19 protein-coding genes are annotated in these 18,120 nt (G+C 64.2%); 7 read left to right on the plus strand and 12 right to left on the minus strand.

From position 1 onward, the window contains the following. Positions 1-101: 101 nt before the first annotated feature. The 3 genes from sufB to DT603_RS10195 form a co-directional block, all read right to left on the minus strand. Complete coding sequence (gene sufB / locus DT603_RS10185; protein ID WP_162349922.1) at positions 102-1,574, minus strand: Fe-S cluster assembly protein SufB; 1,473 nt, start codon at positions 1,572-1,574, stop codon at positions 102-104. A 15-nt stretch (positions 1,575-1,589) separates the two neighbouring features. After that, entirely contained in the window at positions 1,590-2,048 is a 459-nt protein-coding gene (locus DT603_RS10190) for an SUF system Fe-S cluster assembly regulator (RefSeq protein ID WP_162349777.1), read from the minus strand. Between the two features lie 69 nt (positions 2,049-2,117). Continuing rightward, positions 2,118-2,666 (minus strand): cytochrome C, encoded by a 549-nt coding sequence (locus DT603_RS10195; protein WP_211368381.1) that lies wholly within the window; start codon positions 2,664-2,666, stop codon positions 2,118-2,120. Positions 2,667-2,800: 134 nt separating this feature from the next. Between DT603_RS10195 and DT603_RS10200 the strand changes: the two genes are divergently transcribed. The 4 genes from DT603_RS10200 (at position 2,801) to DT603_RS10215 (ending at position 7,806) form a co-directional block, all read left to right on the plus strand. Continuing rightward, a complete protein-coding gene (locus DT603_RS10200; RefSeq protein ID WP_162349778.1) occupies positions 2,801-3,283 on the plus strand; it encodes an SET domain-containing protein in 483 nt (160 codons plus the stop codon). A gap of 80 nt (positions 3,284-3,363) precedes the next feature. Continuing rightward, the gene (locus DT603_RS10205) at positions 3,364-4,167 is read left to right on the plus strand and encodes a 3-hydroxybutyrate dehydrogenase (RefSeq protein ID WP_162349779.1); all 804 of its coding nucleotides are present in this window, start codon (positions 3,364-3,366) and stop codon (positions 4,165-4,167) included. Between the two features lie 78 nt (positions 4,168-4,245). Next, positions 4,246-5,463, plus strand: coding sequence for a DUF3734 domain-containing protein (locus DT603_RS10210; protein ID WP_162349780.1), 1,218 nt, complete (start codon positions 4,246-4,248; stop codon positions 5,461-5,463). A 105-nt stretch (positions 5,464-5,568) separates the two neighbouring features. Further along, positions 5,569-7,806, plus strand: coding sequence for a DUF5916 domain-containing protein (locus tag DT603_RS10215; protein ID WP_162349781.1), 2,238 nt, complete (start codon positions 5,569-5,571; stop codon positions 7,804-7,806). Positions 7,807-7,888: 82 nt separating this feature from the next. Here the strand turns inward: DT603_RS10215 and DT603_RS10220 are convergent, their stop codons facing one another. The 8 genes from DT603_RS10220 to fusA form a co-directional block, all read right to left on the minus strand. Beyond that, positions 7,889-8,476 (minus strand): hypothetical protein, encoded by a 588-nt coding sequence (locus DT603_RS10220; RefSeq protein ID WP_162349782.1) that lies wholly within the window; start codon positions 8,474-8,476, stop codon positions 7,889-7,891. Beyond that, positions 8,463-9,071 (minus strand): YceB family lipoprotein, encoded by a 609-nt coding sequence (locus DT603_RS10225; RefSeq protein ID WP_162349783.1) that lies wholly within the window; start codon positions 9,069-9,071, stop codon positions 8,463-8,465. The genes DT603_RS10220 and DT603_RS10225 overlap by 14 nt, the downstream gene beginning before the upstream one ends. Positions 9,072-9,292: 221 nt before the next feature. After that, positions 9,293-9,814 carry a hypothetical protein gene (locus DT603_RS10230; RefSeq protein WP_162349784.1) on the minus strand — a complete coding sequence of 174 codons (522 nt, stop codon included), beginning with the start codon at positions 9,812-9,814 and terminating at the stop codon, positions 9,293-9,295. Between the two features lie 128 nt (positions 9,815-9,942). Then, positions 9,943-10,296, minus strand: coding sequence for a DUF3861 domain-containing protein (locus tag DT603_RS10235; protein WP_162349785.1), 354 nt, complete (start codon positions 10,294-10,296; stop codon positions 9,943-9,945). A gap of 104 nt (positions 10,297-10,400) precedes the next feature. After that, entirely contained in the window at positions 10,401-10,991 is a 591-nt protein-coding gene (locus DT603_RS10240) for a M23 family metallopeptidase (RefSeq protein WP_162349786.1), read from the minus strand. Positions 10,992-11,001: 10 nt separating this feature from the next. Continuing rightward, positions 11,002-11,664 carry a tellurite resistance TerB family protein gene (locus DT603_RS10245; RefSeq protein WP_162349787.1) on the minus strand — a complete coding sequence of 221 codons (663 nt, stop codon included), beginning with the start codon at positions 11,662-11,664 and terminating at the stop codon, positions 11,002-11,004. A 186-nt stretch (positions 11,665-11,850) separates the two neighbouring features. Continuing rightward, entirely contained in the window at positions 11,851-12,243 is a 393-nt protein-coding gene (locus tag DT603_RS10250) for an HU family DNA-binding protein (protein ID WP_162349788.1), read from the minus strand. A gap of 428 nt (positions 12,244-12,671) precedes the next feature. After that, positions 12,672-14,732, minus strand: a complete 2,061-nt coding sequence (gene fusA, locus DT603_RS10255; RefSeq protein WP_162349789.1) for an elongation factor G — start codon at positions 14,730-14,732, stop codon at positions 12,672-12,674. Between the two features lie 209 nt (positions 14,733-14,941). Here fusA and DT603_RS10260 point away from each other — a divergent pair, with 209 nt between their 5' ends. The 3 genes from DT603_RS10260 to DT603_RS10270 all read left to right on the plus strand — a co-directional run bounded on the left by DT603_RS10260 (position 14,942) and on the right by DT603_RS10270 (position 16,894). Next, positions 14,942-15,376, plus strand: coding sequence for an OsmC family protein (locus tag DT603_RS10260; protein WP_162349790.1), 435 nt, complete (start codon positions 14,942-14,944; stop codon positions 15,374-15,376). Between the two features lie 6 nt (positions 15,377-15,382). Further along, a complete protein-coding gene (locus DT603_RS10265; protein ID WP_162349791.1) occupies positions 15,383-16,099 on the plus strand; it encodes an alpha/beta hydrolase in 717 nt (238 codons plus the stop codon). A gap of 69 nt (positions 16,100-16,168) precedes the next feature. Next, positions 16,169-16,894 (plus strand): glycine zipper 2TM domain-containing protein, encoded by a 726-nt coding sequence (locus tag DT603_RS10270; protein ID WP_162349792.1) that lies wholly within the window; start codon positions 16,169-16,171, stop codon positions 16,892-16,894. Positions 16,895-17,091: 197 nt separating this feature from the next. Here DT603_RS10270 and DT603_RS10275 read toward each other — a convergent pair whose 3' ends face one another. Next, positions 17,092-17,967, minus strand: coding sequence for a PhzF family phenazine biosynthesis protein (locus tag DT603_RS10275; protein WP_162349793.1), 876 nt, complete (start codon positions 17,965-17,967; stop codon positions 17,092-17,094). Positions 17,968-18,120 lie beyond the last annotated feature (153 nt).

An 18,120-nucleotide genomic window follows, 5' to 3' on the forward strand; every position in this document is an offset into this window, starting at 1 on the left:
GTTTCAGGGAGTTGCGATATACGCGTATGAGCGACCTGGGTCGCGATGGCGTTGTGGGGACGGAGGCGCGGTTGGCGTCGATCCTGCGTCACAGGTCCTGGTTATCCGACCGAACCCTCGAGGCTCACTTCAAGCAGTTTCTTGGCTTCCACCGCGAACTCCATCGGCAGCTCGCGGAACACCTGCTTGCAGAAACCATCGACGATCAACGAAACGGCATCTTCCTGGCTGATGCCACGCGCGCGGCAATAGAACATCTGGTCGTCTGAAATCTTGGAGGTGGTCGCTTCGTGCTCGACGATGGCGTCGGGATGCTTGACCTCGATATAGGGGAAGGTGTGCGCGCCGCACTGCTTGCCGATCAACAGGCTGTCGCACTGGGTGTAATTGCGCGCGCCAGCGGCGGATTTTTCCACCTTGACCAGGCCGCGGTAGCTGTTCTGGCCGCGGCCCGCACTGATTCCCTTGCTGACGATCTTCGACTTGGTGTTCCGGCCGATGTGGATCATCTTGGTGCCGGTGTCGGCCTGCTGGCGGTGGTGCGTCAGCGCCACCGAATAGAACTCGCCGGTGGAGTTGTCACCCAGCAGCACGCAGCTAGGGTATTTCCAGGTGATCGCCGATCCGGTTTCCACCTGGGTCCAGCTGACCTTGCTGCGCGCGCCGCGGCATTCGGCGCGCTTGGTGACGAAGTTGTAGATGCCGCCCTTGCCGTTCTCGTCGCCGGGGTACCAGTTCTGCACCGTCGAATACTTGATCTCGGCATCCTCCAGCGCCACCAGCTCCACCACCGCGGCATGCAGCTGGTTCTCGTCGCGCATCGGCGCGGTGCAGCCTTCCAGGTAGGACACGTAGGACTTGTCCTCGGCGATGATCAGGGTGCGTTCGAACTGGCCGGTATGGCCGGAATTGATGCGGAAATAGGTGCTCAGCTCCATCGGGCAACGCACACCCCTGGGGATGAACACGAAGCTGCCGTCGGAGAACACCGCCGCGTTTAGCGCGGCGAAGTAGTTGTCGCCGGTCGGCACCACGCTGCCCAGGTATTGCCTGACCAGGTCCGGGTGTTCGCGCACGGCCTCGCTCATCGAGCAGAAGATGATGCCTTTTTCGGCCAGTTCCTTGCGGAACGTGGTTCCGACCGAGACCGAATCGAAGACCGCATCGACGGCCACGCCGGCGAGCTTGGCGCGTTCGTGCAGGGGCACGCCCAGCTTGTCGTAGGTGTCCAGCAGCTCCTGTGGCACTTCATCCAGCGAGGCGTACTTGGCCTTGGGTGCGGAGTAGTAGCTGACCGACTGCAGGTCGATCGGGGCGATGTTCAATTTGGCCCAGTGCGGCACCGGCATGGTCAACCAGTGGCGGTAGGCCGCCAGCCGCCAGTCCGTCATCCACTGCGGCTCTTCCTTTTTCGCGGAAAGGGCGCGGACCACGTCTTCGTTGAGACCCGGCTCGAAACTGTCCGATTCGATGTCGGTGATGAAGCCGGCGTCATAGCGACGGCCGAGCTGCTCGACAATCCCGGCATTCTTCGCGGGGATTGACTGGAGGGGGATTGCTGCTTCGGTGGCCATGGGCTGCCTACTCATTCAACTGGATGCGACGTGCAGGGCGATGGGTCGGCGCCTGGCATCGTCGGTGGAAGTGGGGGGTTTGAGCATCTGCGCCAGCGTGACTCCGCGCAGGGCATCGGCGACCACGTCATTGATCAGGCGCCAGTTGCTGCGGACGCCACACTGGTGGGCAATGCCGCAGTGGCTCTCGTGCTGGCTGCATTCGGTCATGGCCAGGGGTCCTTCCATGGCCTCGACGATTTCGATCAGGGTGATGGCCGAGGCCGCGCGGCTCAGGCGGTAGCCGCCATGCACGCCGCGCAGGCTGGCCACCAGCCCGGCCTGGGCCAGCGGCTTGAGCAGCTTGCTGACCGTCGGCGTCTCCAGACCCGAAGTCTCGGCCAGATCGGCGGCGCTCAGCACGTCACCTGGACGCGCGGCGAGCACGGTCAGGACCACGGTGGCGTAATCGGTGAGCTTGGTGACGCGAAGCATGGGCCGGTTGATCGTAAAAGCGTACCGAAATTGTACGCTTTACGCCCGGCCCGGCCAAGCCATCGTTGTTCAGGATGCCGCGGGCGCTTTCGTTGCGTGCTCCTGGCCGGGGGCATCGGCAGGTGCCGCAGGCAGTACCAGCTGGAAATAAGGTGCGGGGGGCTGTTGATCAGGAGGCAGGTAGGCGGGCGCCTCCGTGCCGGCGCTGCCAAGCGAGGTCACGAAACGATACAGGGCACGGCGGTCGTCGTCGGACATGTCGCGCACGGTGAAATCAGGCATGGGCGGCCGCGTATGGAAGGTGCTGCTGTAGACCAGCCATTCGGCCTCGCTCATCTTCGACAGGTTCAAGCGCAGGTTGCTGGGGTAGGTCGTGCCCCAGGGGCCCATGAAACCCTGGCCCGACCCGGTCAGCCAATGCTGTTTGGGCACCTTGCCCCCGCTTTGGGCGTAGCCCGGTGTATGGCAGTCGTTGCAGCCGCCGATTTTTACCAGGTATTGACCTTTGGCGATCAGGTCAGGGGTGGCGATCGGCTCGTCCTGCGCACGCGGGGCAGGGGAAGGCTGGCAGGCCGTTAGCGGGAAGGTGGAAATCAGCAGGAAGAGTCCGGTTCGCATGCACAGGGTTCGCTTTGGGGGGGAATGCCAACCAAACGCGATGCGCGTCCCGGGCAGGACATCCGCCGGTCCCGAGTGATGGCAAGGAATGCCTGCGCAGGCGACAATGAAGGCAACCCACGCCGGAACCTCCCATGCCCCGCAAGATCGAAGCCCGCCAGTCCGACATCCATGGCAACGGCGTTTTCGCCATCGCCGACATCAAGAAGGGCGAGCACGTCGTCGAATACAAAGGCAAGCGCCGCACGCATGCCGAAGTGGACGCAGACGACACCGGCGACGTCGATTCCGGACATACGTTCCTGTTTACCCTCAACGATGATTACGTCATCGATGCCAACCACAAGGGCAACAAGGCGCGCTGGATCAACCACAGCTGCGATCCGAACTGCGAAGCCACCATCGACGAGCACGATGGCAAGAACCGCAAGAAGGACCGGGTGATGATCGAAGCCATCCGCAACATCAAGGCGGGCGAAGAGCTGACCTACAACTACGGCATCACCCTGGACGAACCGCACACCGCGCGGCTCAAGAAGATCTGGGAATGCCGCTGCGGTTCGAAGAACTGCACCGGCACCATGCTGCAGCCGAAGACCAAGGCAAAAGCCAAGTAAGCGCATCGGCCACAAGTACGATGCGGTAACCCGCGGTTTGCGACACTATTGGGCCTGTTCCCCACTCAGGAGTCGAACCCATGGGTTCCCCGATCGCAGGCAAGGTAGCGGTGGTCACTGGCGCGGCCAGTGGCATAGGCAAGGAAATCGCGCACACCCTGGCCAAGGCTGGTGCCAGGGTCGCAATCGCCGATCTCAACCTGGAAGGTGCCCAGTCCGTCGCTGACGAAATCACCCTGGCTGGCGGCACGGCGCTGGGCGTTGCCATGGACGTCACCGATGAAGAAGCCGTCAACGCGGGTATTGCGCGGGTGGTGGAGCAGTTGGGTCCCGTGGACATCCTGGTGTCCAATGCCGGCATCCAGATCATCAACGCGATCGAGGACTACGCCTACGCGGACTGGAAGAAGATGCTGGCCATCCACCTGGATGGCGCCTTCCTGACCACCAAGGCGGTGTTGCCGCATATGTACAAAAGCGATGATGCCGGTCAAAGCCGCGGCGGCGTGGTCATCTACATGGGCTCGGTGCATTCGCACGAGGCCTCGCCGTTGAAGTCCGCCTACGTCACCGCCAAGCACGGCTTGCTGGGCCTGGCCCGCGTGCTGGCCAAGGAAGGCGGCAAGCATGGCGTGCGCGCCAATGTGGTGTGCCCGGGCTTCGTGCGCACGCCGCTGGTGGAAAAACAGATACCGGAGCAGGCGAAGACCCTGGGCATCAGCGAGGAGGAAGTCGTGAAGAAGGTCATGCTGGGCCAGACCGTGGACGGCATCTTCACCACGGTCGAGGACGTGGCCCAGACAGTGAAGTTCCTGTGCGAATTCCCCAGCAATGCGTTGACCGGGCAAAGCGTGGTGGTCAGCCACGGCTGGTACATGCAGTAGGCCGCAAGGCCGTCGGCTGACCGCCCGTAGCGGCGCAAGGCCTGCGGATCAATTCAACCGCAACACGGGAGCGCAGGCATGGCCACTCGACGCACCAGCCCCTCCGCCGCAAAGGCTGCCGCGTCGCCTGTGACGCCATTGGGACAACACAGGACCGCATCGCGCCGTCGCGAGCCCAGGAATGTCGCGCTGGTCCTGCAGGGTGGTGGCGCGCTGGGCGCTTACCAGGCCGGCGTCTACCAGGGACTGCATGAAGCCGGCATCGTGCCGAACTGGCTCGCCGGAATCTCCATCGGGGCTTTCAACACGGCGCTGATCGCAGGCAACGCCCCGGAGCGGCGGATCGATGCGCTGCGTGAGTTCTGGGAAACCATCTCGCAGCCCTATCTTCTGCCCGCGACCACGCTGGGCCAGGAAGCAAGCCTGACCGGCATCGCCGAAGAGGCGCGCGGCTGGCTGGACGCGTGGGAGGCCTGGCGCGCCATGGTCGAAGGGCAGCGTGGCTTCTACCAGCCGCGCAGCTGGTTCGGCGAGGATCCCTTTACCGCTCCGGGCCCCACGCGTGCCAGCTGGTACGTCACCCAGCCGATGGTCGAAACGCTGGAAAGGATGGTCGATTTCGATCGCCTCAACGATGGCGGCATCCGCGTGTCGGTCGGCGCGGTGGACGTGGCCAGCGGCAACCTGGAATATTTCGACAATGCGCATATGCGCCTGGATGCGCGCCATATCCTGGCATCCGGTGCGCTGCCGCCCGCGTTCCCGGCCGTCGAGATCGATGGGCGCTATTTCTGGGATGGCGGGCTGGTGTCCAATACGCCGCTGTCGCAGGTATTCGATTCCGAGCCGCGCCAGGACTCGCTGGTTTTCCAGGTGGACCTGTGGAGCGCGCAGGGCGAACTTCCGCAGAACCTGCTGGATGTGGCCGAACGCGAGAAGGAGATCCAGTACTCCAGTCGTACCCGCACCATCACCGACATGCAGCGACTCGGCCAGCACTACCGGCGCCTGCTGCGCGAACTGCTCGAGGAAATTCCGGAAAGCGTGCGCAAGGACAATCCATGGTGCCAGCGCGCCGCGGGGCTGGCCTGCGACCGCCGCTACAGCCTGATCCACCTGATCTACCGCGACCGCGCGCGGTTCGGGCATTTCAAGGACTACCAGTTTGGCCGCGTGGCCATGCGCGAGCATTGGCAATCGGGTCTGGCCGACATCGGGCGTGCGCTGGCCCATCCGGAATGGCTCGAACTGCCACAGGGCGAAAGCACTTTCGTTACCCACGACGCCACTGCCTGACCTGCCGGCGTTGATGCAGGCAAGCACGCGAAGGTTGCAATGACTAACGGGACGGGCCTTGCCGTGACGGCCGCTCTAACCTAGGCGCATCGGCAGGAGAATTCGATGGGCAAGGTCTGGGGCGTGGTGGTGGGCATGGGGCTGTGGGCAGGTGCAATGCCGGCCGTTGCGGTTGATATCGACGGAAGGATCGACCCGCAGGAGTGGATTGGCGCGCGTCATGTCGAGGATTTCCGCATGACCCAGCCGCTGACCCGCGCGCCGGGCTCGCAGCCAACCGAAGCCTGGATCCTGGCCACCCCCGAGGGGCTGGCGGTCGGCTTCCGCAACACCCAGCCGCCCAGCGTCCCGCGTACGCGCCAGCGGGTGCAACGCGACTTCGAAGAGCAGGTGGACCGGGTCAACCTGATGGTGGACTTCGACGGCGATGGGCGCACCGGCTACAACTTCACGGTGTCTTCGACCGATGGCATCTCCGATGCGGTGATCAGCAACCAGAACAGCTTCAACGACGACTGGGACGGCAACTGGCAGCATGCGGTCAGCGAGGATGCGGAGGGCTGGTCGGTGGAAATGCTGATCCCCTGGTACATCACGCCGATGCGCAAGGCCAGCGGCGGCACGCGCATACTGAAGATCTACCTGGACCGGGTGATCGGGTCCACCGGCGAGCGTTCGGCGTGGCCTGCCGCCAGTTTCGAGCGTCCGCGATTCATGTCCGATTTCAACGCGGTGGAAATGGCCCAGTACAGCCAGTCCCTGCTGACTGTCACCCCCTATGTTTCAGGCTTGTACGACAACGTGCGTGGCGGTGGCGACTTCGACGGGGGCGCCGATATCTTCTGGAAGCCTAACGGCCAGCTGCAGATGGCAGCCACCCTCAATCCTGATTTCGGCCAGGTCGAAAGCGATGACCTGGTGGTCAACTTCGGTGCCACTGAAACCTTCATCAGCGACAAGCGCCCGTTCTTCACCGAGAACCAGGGCCTGTTCGAATACACGACGCCTTCCGACTTCAGCCAGTTGCTGTACACGCGGCGTGTCGGCGGACCGGCCGACGATGGCAATGGCTCGGGCGACATCACCGCCGCGGTCAAGGTCAACGGCAGCTTGGGAAACACCAGCTACGGCATTTTTCTCGCTGATGAGGCCGACCAGGCGGGACGCACATTCGGGGCCTTGCGGCTGGTGCGGGACTTCGGCAACCAGAACCTGGGCGTGATGCTGACCCGCGTGGAGCGGCCGTACCTCGATCGGGACGCCACCGTGCTCGGCGTGGATCACAACTGGCGGCCCAGCCAGCGCTGGAACGTGCAAACCCGCGTTTTTGGAAGCCAGGTCGAAGTGTCGGGCAGGATCACCGGCGACCTGGGTGGCACGCTCTGGGCCGACTACGAAATGGACGACGGCTGGCGCCAGCAATGGATCGCCATGCATTTCGGCAACGACCTGCAGATAAACGACGCGGGATACCTGGCGCGCAACAGCCTCAACTACCTGCACTGGGAATTGCGCAAGCGCTTCGCCGTCCAGCCCGAGCAGTCGCGCTATTCCTCCAAGGAATGGCGTGGGCGCGTGAGCAGCAACCACAACGACCATGGCGACAAGCTCAACGACCAGTTCCGGGTCAGCCGCGAAGGTCGACTGCGCAACGGAAGCTACGAGTACGCGCAGATCAATATCAACAGCGCGGGCGTGGACGACCTGATCACCCGCGGCCACGGGCCGGTGAAGAAGCCGGCCAGTTTCAATTCCTACTTCGAGTACCAGCGGCCTCGCAAGGGCAACTGGGGCCACGAGGTGGAAATGCAGCTGTACAGCGGCGGCCTGGCGGGCAACTCGAAGCTCGGCTACAGCATGGAGTACGAGCCCACCTATTTCATCAGCGACGCGCTCAGCCTGACGGCCGGGATCTATGCCGACCACACGCCCGACTGGCTGGTATGGAATCGCGACAGCAATCTGCTGGGCAGCTACGACGCGCGCGAGGTGCACCTCAACGCGGGGCTGGACTGGAACATCGGCAACAGGCAGGAGCTGCGCATCAAGCTGCAGGCCATCGCGCTGGATGCGAACGCGAGCCAGAGCTACTCGGTGGACGGCACGGGCAACGCCCTCGTCAGTCCGTTGAAGGTGGACGATTTCAGCGTGAGGAACCTGGGCTTCCAGGTTCGCTATCGCTATGAGCTGGCACCGCTTTCCTACCTGTACGTCGTGTACGGGCGGGGCGGCTACAGGCAGGAAGGCTACTCGCAGGACACCGGTCAGTTGCTGGCCGATAGTTTCGATCTTCGGGACGACGAGCAATTGCTGGTCAAGCTGTCCTACCGGTTCGAGCTCTGAAGCCAGGATCGGCGGGACGGATGGGGATGTTTCAGTTGTATCAGAAGGCGGAAAGCGACAGCCTGCGGAAAATGACCGGCAGCTATTCGGTGGTGCCGGATGCCGGGGCATCGTCAGTCAAGCGTTGCATTTCCGCCGAATCCAGGTGCCATCGGCGCTGCTGTTCGCTGGCGCCGTCGGCAACCGCGGCGCGCAGTGCGAAGCGACCCCTGTAGCTGTGCAGTGCGCCGTTGTACTGGCGGGCCTGCAGTTCGACCGGCACCATGATGTAGCGTGAGCCCGCAGCTCCCTCCTGCCCGGTGGCTTCGCCCACATCCGCCTCAACCGATTCGGTGTTGGCATAGCCACCACTGAAATTCTCGAAGCTCTGCCGGCTGGCTGCACCTTCGCCACTCCACAGCGAGTAGGCCTTCCTGTAATCGCGCGCGTTGATGGCCGCGTAATAATCCACCACGACCTGGCGAGCCTCGGCGGGCGAAGGTGCGATGTTCCTGCCAGGAGTGGTGTCATCCGGCACCGCAACAGCCGTCGGCGCGGGAGCTGCGGCCGCCTCCACGGTCGCGACCTCGCCTTTGCCGGCAATCGCGTTGGGGCCGGCCTTGTCTTCCACCGCGCATGCGGCGAGGCAGCCGCATAGCGCCACGGTCAGCAGTGCATTACTCCTGCGCATCGTCCAGATCCGGCATGCCGACGGGTTGGTTGAAGCGGACCACGATCTGCCCGTTGCGAATGGTGGTGGATTCAACCTTCACGCCTCCCAGGTTCGCCATCAACGCGGGGTCCAGCTTGAACAGCGGTTGCTTCCTGGCATAGTCGGCGAGCCAGAGATTCAGCAGCACGCGGGTCTGTTCGTCGACACGTTGCCCCGGAGAGGCCGGCTGCACGTCATCGACCGTAGGCTGGTCCATGTACAAGGCGTTGTCGTTGGCGTCGTAGCGCAGGCCGCTGCTCATCACGATGCGGCCTACAGGTGTCTCGGCGCCGCCTCCGGAAGACGCACTGGCGGAAAAACCCATGTTCAAACGCTCGCCCGAGCTGGGGATGCTGAGCTTGAGATCGCGGGCAGTCAGGGTGAACAAGCCTCCCAGCGCCTCGTATTCCCGCGGAAAGGCCGTATCCAGGTACTGCTGCACCTGTGGCGCGGCGACGCCGATTTCGTTGCGATCGGCCGTGGCTGCCATGGCGACGAGTGGGCCGGTGAGCAAAAGAGCCATGCAGGCCGACTTCAGGGCGGCGGAGCGGAAGTTCATCTGGTGGAATTTCATTGAGTGTCTCGATAAGGGCGCGCGGAAGGACGCTTTCTGCAGGTGTGATTCGTCCGGGTAAACAGGACGCAGCAAGCGCCACCTTAGCCGGGCGAAGTGAATGCGACTTCAATGCAAGGCTTCGATCGCCCCCGTTCCCTGAAATCAGCGAAAGACCAATGTCATTCGTGACGATGCCTGCCACCGCCACTACCGATGCAACGCGGCACGTCGCCAATGATTCAACCCATCGAGGGTTGCATCGAGGCCGACGTGATCTCCCAGCCATCACCGGCTATCTTGCGTCGCAGTCGGTACCAGCCACGGATCTCGTACACACCTGTTTGCTTGCGGACGCGGATGGTCACCGGAATTTCGACACTCTGCGGGGGTGAGTCACGGTCAAGCGGGGTGGGGCTTTCATTGTTGATGCGCATCGACTGCAGGTCCTCGACCCCGCGGACGCTGAAATCATCCGGCCGCGGCGGCGGCTTTCCTCCCGACCAGTAGGCGTCGGCCTTGGGCCAGTCCTTTGCCGCGACCGCAGCAAGGTAGGCATGCACGGTGGAAACCGCGTCCGATACGCTGCTTGCCGGTCCTGGTGCTGGTGCGGCAACGGCGGCCGGAGTGGCCTGGCTATCAACAGCCGGGGTGGCGACCACCTGTACGTCGGTGCCGGCAGGCACCGTCTCCGCGTCAGGTCGACGTTCGCATGAGCACCCGCCCACCAGCAGGATCAGTGGCAGCATCCAGGATCCGCGCATGAATTTCCCCCATGACCAATGCCCGCCAGTTTACGGGGACTGCCGCTGCCGCGTGGGATAAATGCAGTGAAGCCAGGCAGCCGCCCGCAGGAAGTGCCCTCACTCGCCATAAACTCTCAGGCTCTGGGCTAATCCTGTTCCGGGCGTCTCTGGGGATGCACGACGGCCGGTCGGTTTCCAGCGCTGTTGCGCTGCTTGAGGTTCTTGATGAACTCGCCCATGTGCGGTCGCAGCGGCGAGAACAGGTCATCGGCATCCTTGCGATGGTCCAGCATCAGCCCGCTGAGCAATTTGGTAGCGACGGTGAGGGCCGCGCGTTCGTCCCCGCTCAGACCACGCTGCTCCTGCATGGCTTCCAGTATCCGCATCCAGTCGTCATGGCAGCTGTGCTCGAACTCGATGGTGCAGCGGCCGTTGCACTGCAGGCCGTTGTCCTCGACGGGCGTCACGGTAATGCGATATCGGTGGGAGTTGGTTGCCATGGGGCGGACTTCTGCTTGCGGGGGATGCAAACAAGATAGGTCCGCCAAGCGCCCGCAACGAGGGTGCGGACCGCGATGGACTGTTCCATGCCGGCGGCATGCGGTTAGCGCGGAGAGGCCTGCAACGCGTATGCCTGGAGCAGCGGCAGGGGGTCGTAGGCGCCGTCGGCGCCATAGATTCCATAGTGCAGGTGCGGCGGGGTGCCGCGGGCGTTGCCAGTAGTGCCCACCGTTCCCAGTTGCATGCCGGGGCCGACCACATCTCCGGCCTGCAGTCCGGGTTGCCAATCCTGGAGGTGCGCGTAGTAATGCCGCTCGCGTGCCGGGCCGAGCACCCAGACCTGGCGTCCGCCCAGTCCGCCTTCGCGTACCGAAACCACGATGCCACGGGTGGCGCTGAGCACAGGCGTGCCGCGCCTGGCGAAGATGTCCACGCCGGCATGCGTGCGGTCTTTACCGCGTGGCGCGCCGAAAGTGTCGGCGATGCGCGCCGCGCGCACGCCTTCGACAGGGACGGGCAGTGCGGCAGGGGGAGGCAGCCTGGCCAGTTCCCAGGTGGTGCGCGGCATGGCCATGAAGGGTTGGCCCCACGACCAGGCTGCAATCCAATACATCAGCATCAGAATGAGTGGCCACCACAGCCATGGTTTCACCGCTCGCAGATAGCGGCGCCGTGGAACCGGCGGGGTGGCCATGCGGGGAACGTCAGCCCTGCCTGAGTTGCTGTTCCAGCCTGAGCTTCAGGTTGTCATCCAGCTTCAGCTGGCGCGCCAGCTCATCCAGGTAGGCCCGTTCCATGAAATTCTGCTGGTCGGCAGCCATCAGGCTGGCCAGATACATTTCAGAGGCGATCTCCGGCGTGCTTGCAGCACGTGCCACCTCGGCAGGATCCAGTGGTTTTTCCAGTTCCGCATGCAACCACTGCTGCAGTTCCGCATCCTGGTTGAGGCGGGTGAATTCGCCTTCGATCACCTGCCGTTCGCGCGCATCGATGTGGCCATCGGCCTTGGCTGCGGCGACCAGTGCCTTGAGGATGGCCTGGCTGTGCAGTTCTGCCTGTGGTGGTGGCAGGCGGTCCACGGTCTGTGGTTCGGCCGTTGCGCCACCCTGCTGCTGCTTGTAATCCCCATAAGCCTTGTAGGCCATCACCCCGATAGCGGCCAGCCCGCCGTAGGTCGCCAGCTTGCGCGTGGTCTTGTTCTTGCCCAGCAGCAGGCCCAGTGCGCCGCCGGTGAGGGCGCCCTTGCCGAAATCGGCATTGAGCATGCCGCCGAGTCCGCCCTGCGAGGGCGTGGAGATGTCCGTGCCGGCGCTGCTGCCGCCTTGGGCAGATTTGAGCAAGTGGTCGAGAAAGCCCTGGATCTTCATGTGCGGTATTCCTGCATGGCGTGGCATGACTATCTGCGGCCGACCGGGCCTGACATCAACCATGACCAATGCCACGGGCATTGCTGCAAGCAGGCAAATGCGGACGGGAGCTGTTCGAACCGGTAGGCCAGAAACGACTCGGGACGGCATTGCCGTCCCGAGCAGGTGTTACCTGGCGCGCTGCGATCAGGCAGCGGCGTCCTTCAGCTTCTTCAGCGGGCGAACCTTGACCTTCACCGAGGCGGGCTTGGCGGCAAACCACTGCTCTTCCTTGGTGAACGGGTTGATGCCCTTGCGCTTGGCCTTGGCCGGCACGCTGACGGCGCTGATCTTCAGCAGGCCGGGCAGGGTGAAGGAACCAGCGCCCTTCTTGCTGACCGAACCGTGGACCGCTGCTTCCAGCGAGGCCAGCACGGCGCGGACGTCTTTTGCAGCGATGCCGGCAGCTTCGGCGATGTGGGCGACCAGGCCGGACTTGCTCAGTGCTTCCTTGATGGGCTTCGGTGCAGCCGGTTTGGCGGCGACAGCTTTTTTCGGGGCGGCCTTCTTGGGCGCGACTTTTTTCTTGCTCGTTGCCATAAATGTCCTGTTTTACAGTCAATGGTGGGTAATCGGGCCGACCACGTCGGCATGCGCAATGTAGGGCAATTAATCCGCTACGCCAATACCGGAAACACCGAAAACACCCTTTTTCATGTATTTTTTTGCGATCAGCTCATAACCGCCCGGATCAGGCGGCAGGTTTCGCGTGAGCGGGGGCGACTATGCACTTGCAGCATGCGGGTTGCCGGGCCGTATCCCATACGGCCCGCGCACGGGGATCTGGTCGGCCGGTGATGTGCTGTGCTTGCGATGGGGTCCGAGCCAGCGTGGCAAGGCCCGCGTTGTCCAGGGCTTCAAGCCGGGGCAGCAGGCACGATCTTGGCGGCATAAGGAGGGCACACGGTCCCGGACGCGGGAAGGATCGCGCAAGCACTCCGGCTCGCCTCGACAGGCGATCCGCTACGTCAGTCGTCCTCGTGCCTCGGCTTGTAAGCCTCCACCAGCTTCTTCTGCACGTGCTCCGGTACCGGTTCGTAGTGGCTGAAATCCAGGCGGTAGCGGCCCTTGCCCGCAGTCACAGATTTCAACTCGGCCGCGTACGCCTCGAGTTCCGACAGTGGCACCTGCGCCTTGACCAGGATCTCGCCGCGTGCCGAGTCGGTGCCATTGATGCGGGCACGCTTGGAGGAAAGCCCTCCGGTTATGTCGCCGACCTGTGCCTCGGGCGCACTGACTTCCAGGTCGACAATCGGTTCCAGTACCTGTGGCCGGGCCTTGCCGATGGCATCGAGGAAGGCTTTCTTGCCTGCTGCGACGAAGGCCACTTCCTTGCTGTCCACCGCATGGTGCTTGCCGTCGTAGACAGTGACCCGCACGTCCTGGATCGGGTAGCCGGCCAGCGCACCGCCGTGCAGCACCTGGCGCACGCCTTTCTCCACTGCAGGGAGGAATTGCCCTGGAATGGTGCCGCCCTTCACCGCATCGATGAACTCGAAGCCACCGCCGCGCGGCAACGGTTCGATGCGCAGGAACACTTCGCCGAACTGGCCGGCGCCACCGGTCTGCTTCTTGTGGCGATGATGGCCCTCGGCCGCAGCCCCGATCGTCTCCCGATAGGCGATACGCGGTGGCCGCGAACTCACTTCCACGCCGTAGCGATCCTTCAGCCGTTCCAGGTTGACGCGCAGGTGCAGGTCGGACAATCCGCGGATGACGGTTTCATTGGTTTCGGTCTCATGTTCGACCTGGAAACAGGGGTCCTCTTCCGACAGCCGCTGCAACGCAGTGGCCAGCTTCTGTTCCTGGCCCTTGCGGGTGGCGTCTATGGCCAGGCCGAACATGGGTTTCGGGAAGGCGAGCGGGGCCAGGCGGATGCCGTCCTCATCGTGGCTGTCGTGCAGCACCGCATCGAAATGCAGGTCCTCGATCTTGGCCACGGCGGCAATGTCGCCCGGCACGGCCCGCGCGATCTCGACGTGGTCCTTGCCTTTCAACTTGAAAAGGTGCGCCACCTTGAACGCCTTCTTGCCGTCGTCGACGAAAAGCTGCGTGTCCTTGCGCACGGTGCCCTGGTAGACGCGGAAGATGCCAAGCTTGCCCACGAACGGGTCGTTGACGACCCGGAAGACGTCGGCAATGACGTGGGCTTCGGGGTCCGGCCTGGCCTGGATCGGCACGGCGTCGTCGCCGCTGCCCTTGAGGAACTGGGGCGGGTTGCCCTCGCCGGGATGCGGGAAAAGCTTCTCGGCGATGTCCAGCAACTCGCGCACGCCGGCGCCGCTGCGCGCCGATACGAAACAGACCGGCACCAGGTGTCCTTCGCGCAGGCATTGCTCGAAGGCGTCGTGCAGCTCCTGTCGCTGCAGGCCGGATTCGCCCTGCTCCAGGTAGTGGTCCATCACGGCTTCGTTGACCTCGACGACCTGGTCGATGATCTTCTGGTGCCAGCCAGCGACAGGCCCCAGGTTGCTTTCGCCGGTCGTCTTCCAGAAGCAGTCGACGACCTGCCGTCCGCCTTCGCACGGCAGGTTGAGTGGCAGCACTTCGGGCCCGAAGGTTTCGCGCAGCGTGTCTAGAAGTACGCCCAGCTTGGCGCCCGGATGGTCGATCTTGTTGACGACCAGCACCCGGCACAGGTTCCGGGCCTTGGCATGTGCCATCAACCGGCGCGTGCCGTAGCCGATGCCGGTGTCGGCATCCACCACGATCGCCACGGTTTCGACCGCCGCAAGCGCGGACAGGGCCGGACCACGGAAGTCGGGGTAGCCGGGGGTGTCGATCAGGTTTAGGTGCACCAGCTGGCCATCGGCGGCGGCGTGTTCGGTGCTGGCGATGGCGCTGTCCATCGAATGGCCGCGGTCCTTTTCCATCGGATCGTGATCGGAGACGGTGGTGCCGCGCTCTATGCTGCCTGCCGCCTGCAGGGCGCCGCCGGCAAGCAGCAGGGCTTCAAACAAGGTTGTTTTGCCGGCGCCGGGGTGGCCTGCCAGGGCCACGTTGCGGATCTGTGCTGTCGAATAAGGCATGAGGCCGTTCCTCCCAGCTAAGTGGAGTAGAGGGCCGTCATGGCTGTCGGGCCGGGCATTGCGACCGGTGGCGAGCGTGCTGACCGGCGGGCGGTCATGGCGGGCGGTCACCATAGCGCGCATGCAAACGCGGCGTCCCGTTGCGGCGCACAAACCTGTAACGCCTGACGGACTACGCTGTGCGCTCCCCCAACCGAAGGAGAACACGCATGGGTATCTCGCGCCACGCCACCGCACACTGGGAAGGCGACCTCAAGGCCGGCAAGGGCCAGCTGAGCACGCCGCAAAGCGGATTGCTGGACAACACCCGCTACGGCTTCAACAGCCGCTTCGGCGACGAAAAGGGCACCAACCCCGAAGAGTTGATCGCCGCTGCGCACGCTGGCTGCTTCACCATGGCGCTGTCTGCGAAGTTGACCGAGGCCGGGTTTCCGCCGACTTCCCTCGACACCCGCGCCGAAGTGGATCTGTCGATGGAGAATGGCCCGGCTTTTTCCCAGATCCGCCTGAAGGTCAAGGGTGTCGTGCCAGGGATTGATGCAGCCAAATTCCAGGAACTGGCCACGGACGCAGAGAAGAACTGCCCGGTGTCCAAGGCCCTGAGCGCCGTGCCGATCAGCCTGGAGGCTGAGCTGGCAGGCTGAGTCCTGATGGTTGCTGCTGTCCGTGTTGCGGAGGGCAAGCTCTCCGCACTGCTGGTGCATGGCGCGGGCGGCGGCGCGTGGGAGTGGCAGGCATGGGCGGCGGTACTGCAGGCTCACGGCGTATCAGCGCATGCCATCGAACTGCAAGCAGCGCATGCAGGCCTGGCGTCCACTTGCCTGCAGGACTACGCGCTGCAACTGCGCACGGAACTGGAGCGCTTGCCACATCCGCGCGTGCTGATCGGGGCAAGCCTCGGCGGGCTGTTGTCGGTGCTGTACGCCGACGCGGCTGATGCGCTGGTTCTGGTCAATCCACTGCCTCCTGCACCCTGGAATCAAGCCTTGTCGCAACGGGAATGGGCTGACACCATCCCCTGGCAACGCCATGCGCGGCTGGCTTCCACGCGCGACGCAATGGCCGATGCGGACGAGGCCAGCGCCTTGTTCGCGTTCCGGCACTGGCGCGATGAATCAGGCCAGGTGATGCGTGAAGCGCAGGCCGGCATCCCCTCAGCCAAGCCCGGCTGTCCTGCGCTGTTTGTCATCTCCAAGCGGGACGAAGACGTGCCACCGGCCATTATTTTTGACTGGGCCAAGGCCTGGGGCGCCGACACCCTGGAATCGCTTGCAACCAGCCATGTCGGGCCTTTGCTGGGTCGGCAGGCCGCTCGTGACGCGGGTGAAACTGTCGCATGGCTAAACCGGCTTGGCCTGCAGGGCTGAATTCAGACTCGTTTAACCCTGACGAATCAACGATGCCCCGGCGCTACTCCGGCGCTGGGAGCCCCCTCGATGAAACGCCTTACCGCCAGCCTGCTCGCCGCGAGCCTCGTCTTCGCCGGCAATGCCGCAGCGCAATCATCCGCTTATTACCCTTCGCAGGACGATGGCTATCGCAATACCAATGAATACGCGTCGCAGGGGGCCACCTACGACTACGCACGCGTCGTGCGCGTCGATCCGGTGATCGGATCCGGTTACGCACGCAGCAATCGCGACGGGACCCGGTGCTACGAAAGCCAGTCCGACGACGACGTCTACGTCGGCAACGAGCGCTCCTACGGCAATGACGATCGTTACGGCCGCAATGACGGCTATTACGGCAACGGCGCATACAGCGGCCGCGACGATGGGGTTGTACGCGGCAACGAAGGCACTCGCACCATGGCCACCGTCCTGGGCGGCATTGCCGGGGCGGTGCTGGGCAGCAAGATCGGCGAGGGCAGCGGCCGCTACGTGGGCACTGCGGTGGGTTCCATGGTCGGTGGCATGGCAGGGCGATCCATCTACGACAGTTCGGTGCGCAACCGGCAATACCAGCGCCGCGGTACGGTCAGCGTATGCGACCCCGTCCCGGTGACCAGCCGCAACGGTTCGTACAACCAGAACACCTACGATGACGACTCCGTGCAGGGTTACGACGTGACCTATGAATACGCCAACCGCACCTACCACACGCGTACCAACTATCATCCTGGCGACCGCATCAGGGTCCGCGTGGATGTGCAGGCCGACTAAGGTTCGCCTTCCCGCCTAACTAATGAGAAAAAGAGCCGCAAGGCTCTTTTTCTTTGGCGCTTGTGAGTCACACACCACCATTCCGGCAAATACCCGGATCCGGCCATCAACTGACGCAGCGTTTCCGCACAAACCTGAGTACTCGATCCGGCATTCACCAGCGAGGCATGCCGATCGATAGTCCGGCGGCTGGCTTCCTACCAGTCGATCTTCCCCGTCACCACATTGCAGATCCTGCCGCCGGACCAGACCTCTCCTTCCGGGTCGACATACAGTTCAATGATCGCGTCATAGCCGATTTCCCGGCCCTGGCTGATTCGGTAGCGTCCATCGGGGCCGGGCAGTGCATTACGCGAGGCCAGCCAGGCCGCGAGTGTGGCGTTGGCCGCGCCCGACGCCGCGTCCTCGAACTGGGCGGGCGCGCCAACCCAGGCGCGTACGGCGAGGAAGTAGACCGGGTCGTCGCTGCGGGCAAACACGCACATGCCCATGCTGTCGGTGTCGCGTGCCAGCTTGCCGATGGCGTCCCATGGGGGCATGGCCGTGCGCAAAGCGGCTTCGTCGCGCAGTTCGGCCAGCCACCAGCGTCGACCGCCATCCATCAGTGCCGGCGGCAAGCTGCCCAGTGGCAAGCCATCCAGGACCTGCTGCAGCCGCGCATCGTCCGCTGACGCCACTTCCATGACGCGTGCCCGTGGCGTGCGCACCGCGATGGTGCGCGTCCTGCCGCTGCCGGTCACGCGCAGCGGCAGCAGGCCCGCGATGCCCTCCTGCACCAGCAAGCCGTCGCGCGGCTCGGCGAGGCCCGCTTCGATCACCGCATGCGCGGTGCCGACGCTGGGATGGCCCGCGAAAGGCACTTCCCGCCTCGGGCTGAATATGCGGAGGCCGTAACTGGCAGCGGGCGAACTTGCCGGAAACACGAATGTCGTTTCGGGCAGCCGCGTCCAGCGGGCGATGGCCTGCATGTCCGTATCGTCCAGGCCTTCGGCATCCAGCACGACCGCCAGTGGATTGCCGGCGCCCGGGCGATCGGCGAAGACATCGAGTTGCAGGTAACGGCGTGAGGTCATGGCTGGGCAGGCGATGGGGGCCGTGCAGCTTAGCAACCCACGCCGCGCCTGTTGCCAGCCGCCCGCGCAGGCCTTTGGACCCACGGCCCACGTGGCGCGACCATCGTCTAGAATTCAGGGTTCACGCCCGAATGGTCGGGCAGTCCCCCAACG

This window comes from Pseudoxanthomonas gei, from assembly GCF_010119615.1.
Lineage (GTDB): Bacteria > Pseudomonadota > Gammaproteobacteria > Xanthomonadales > Xanthomonadaceae > Pseudoxanthomonas_A > Pseudoxanthomonas_A gei.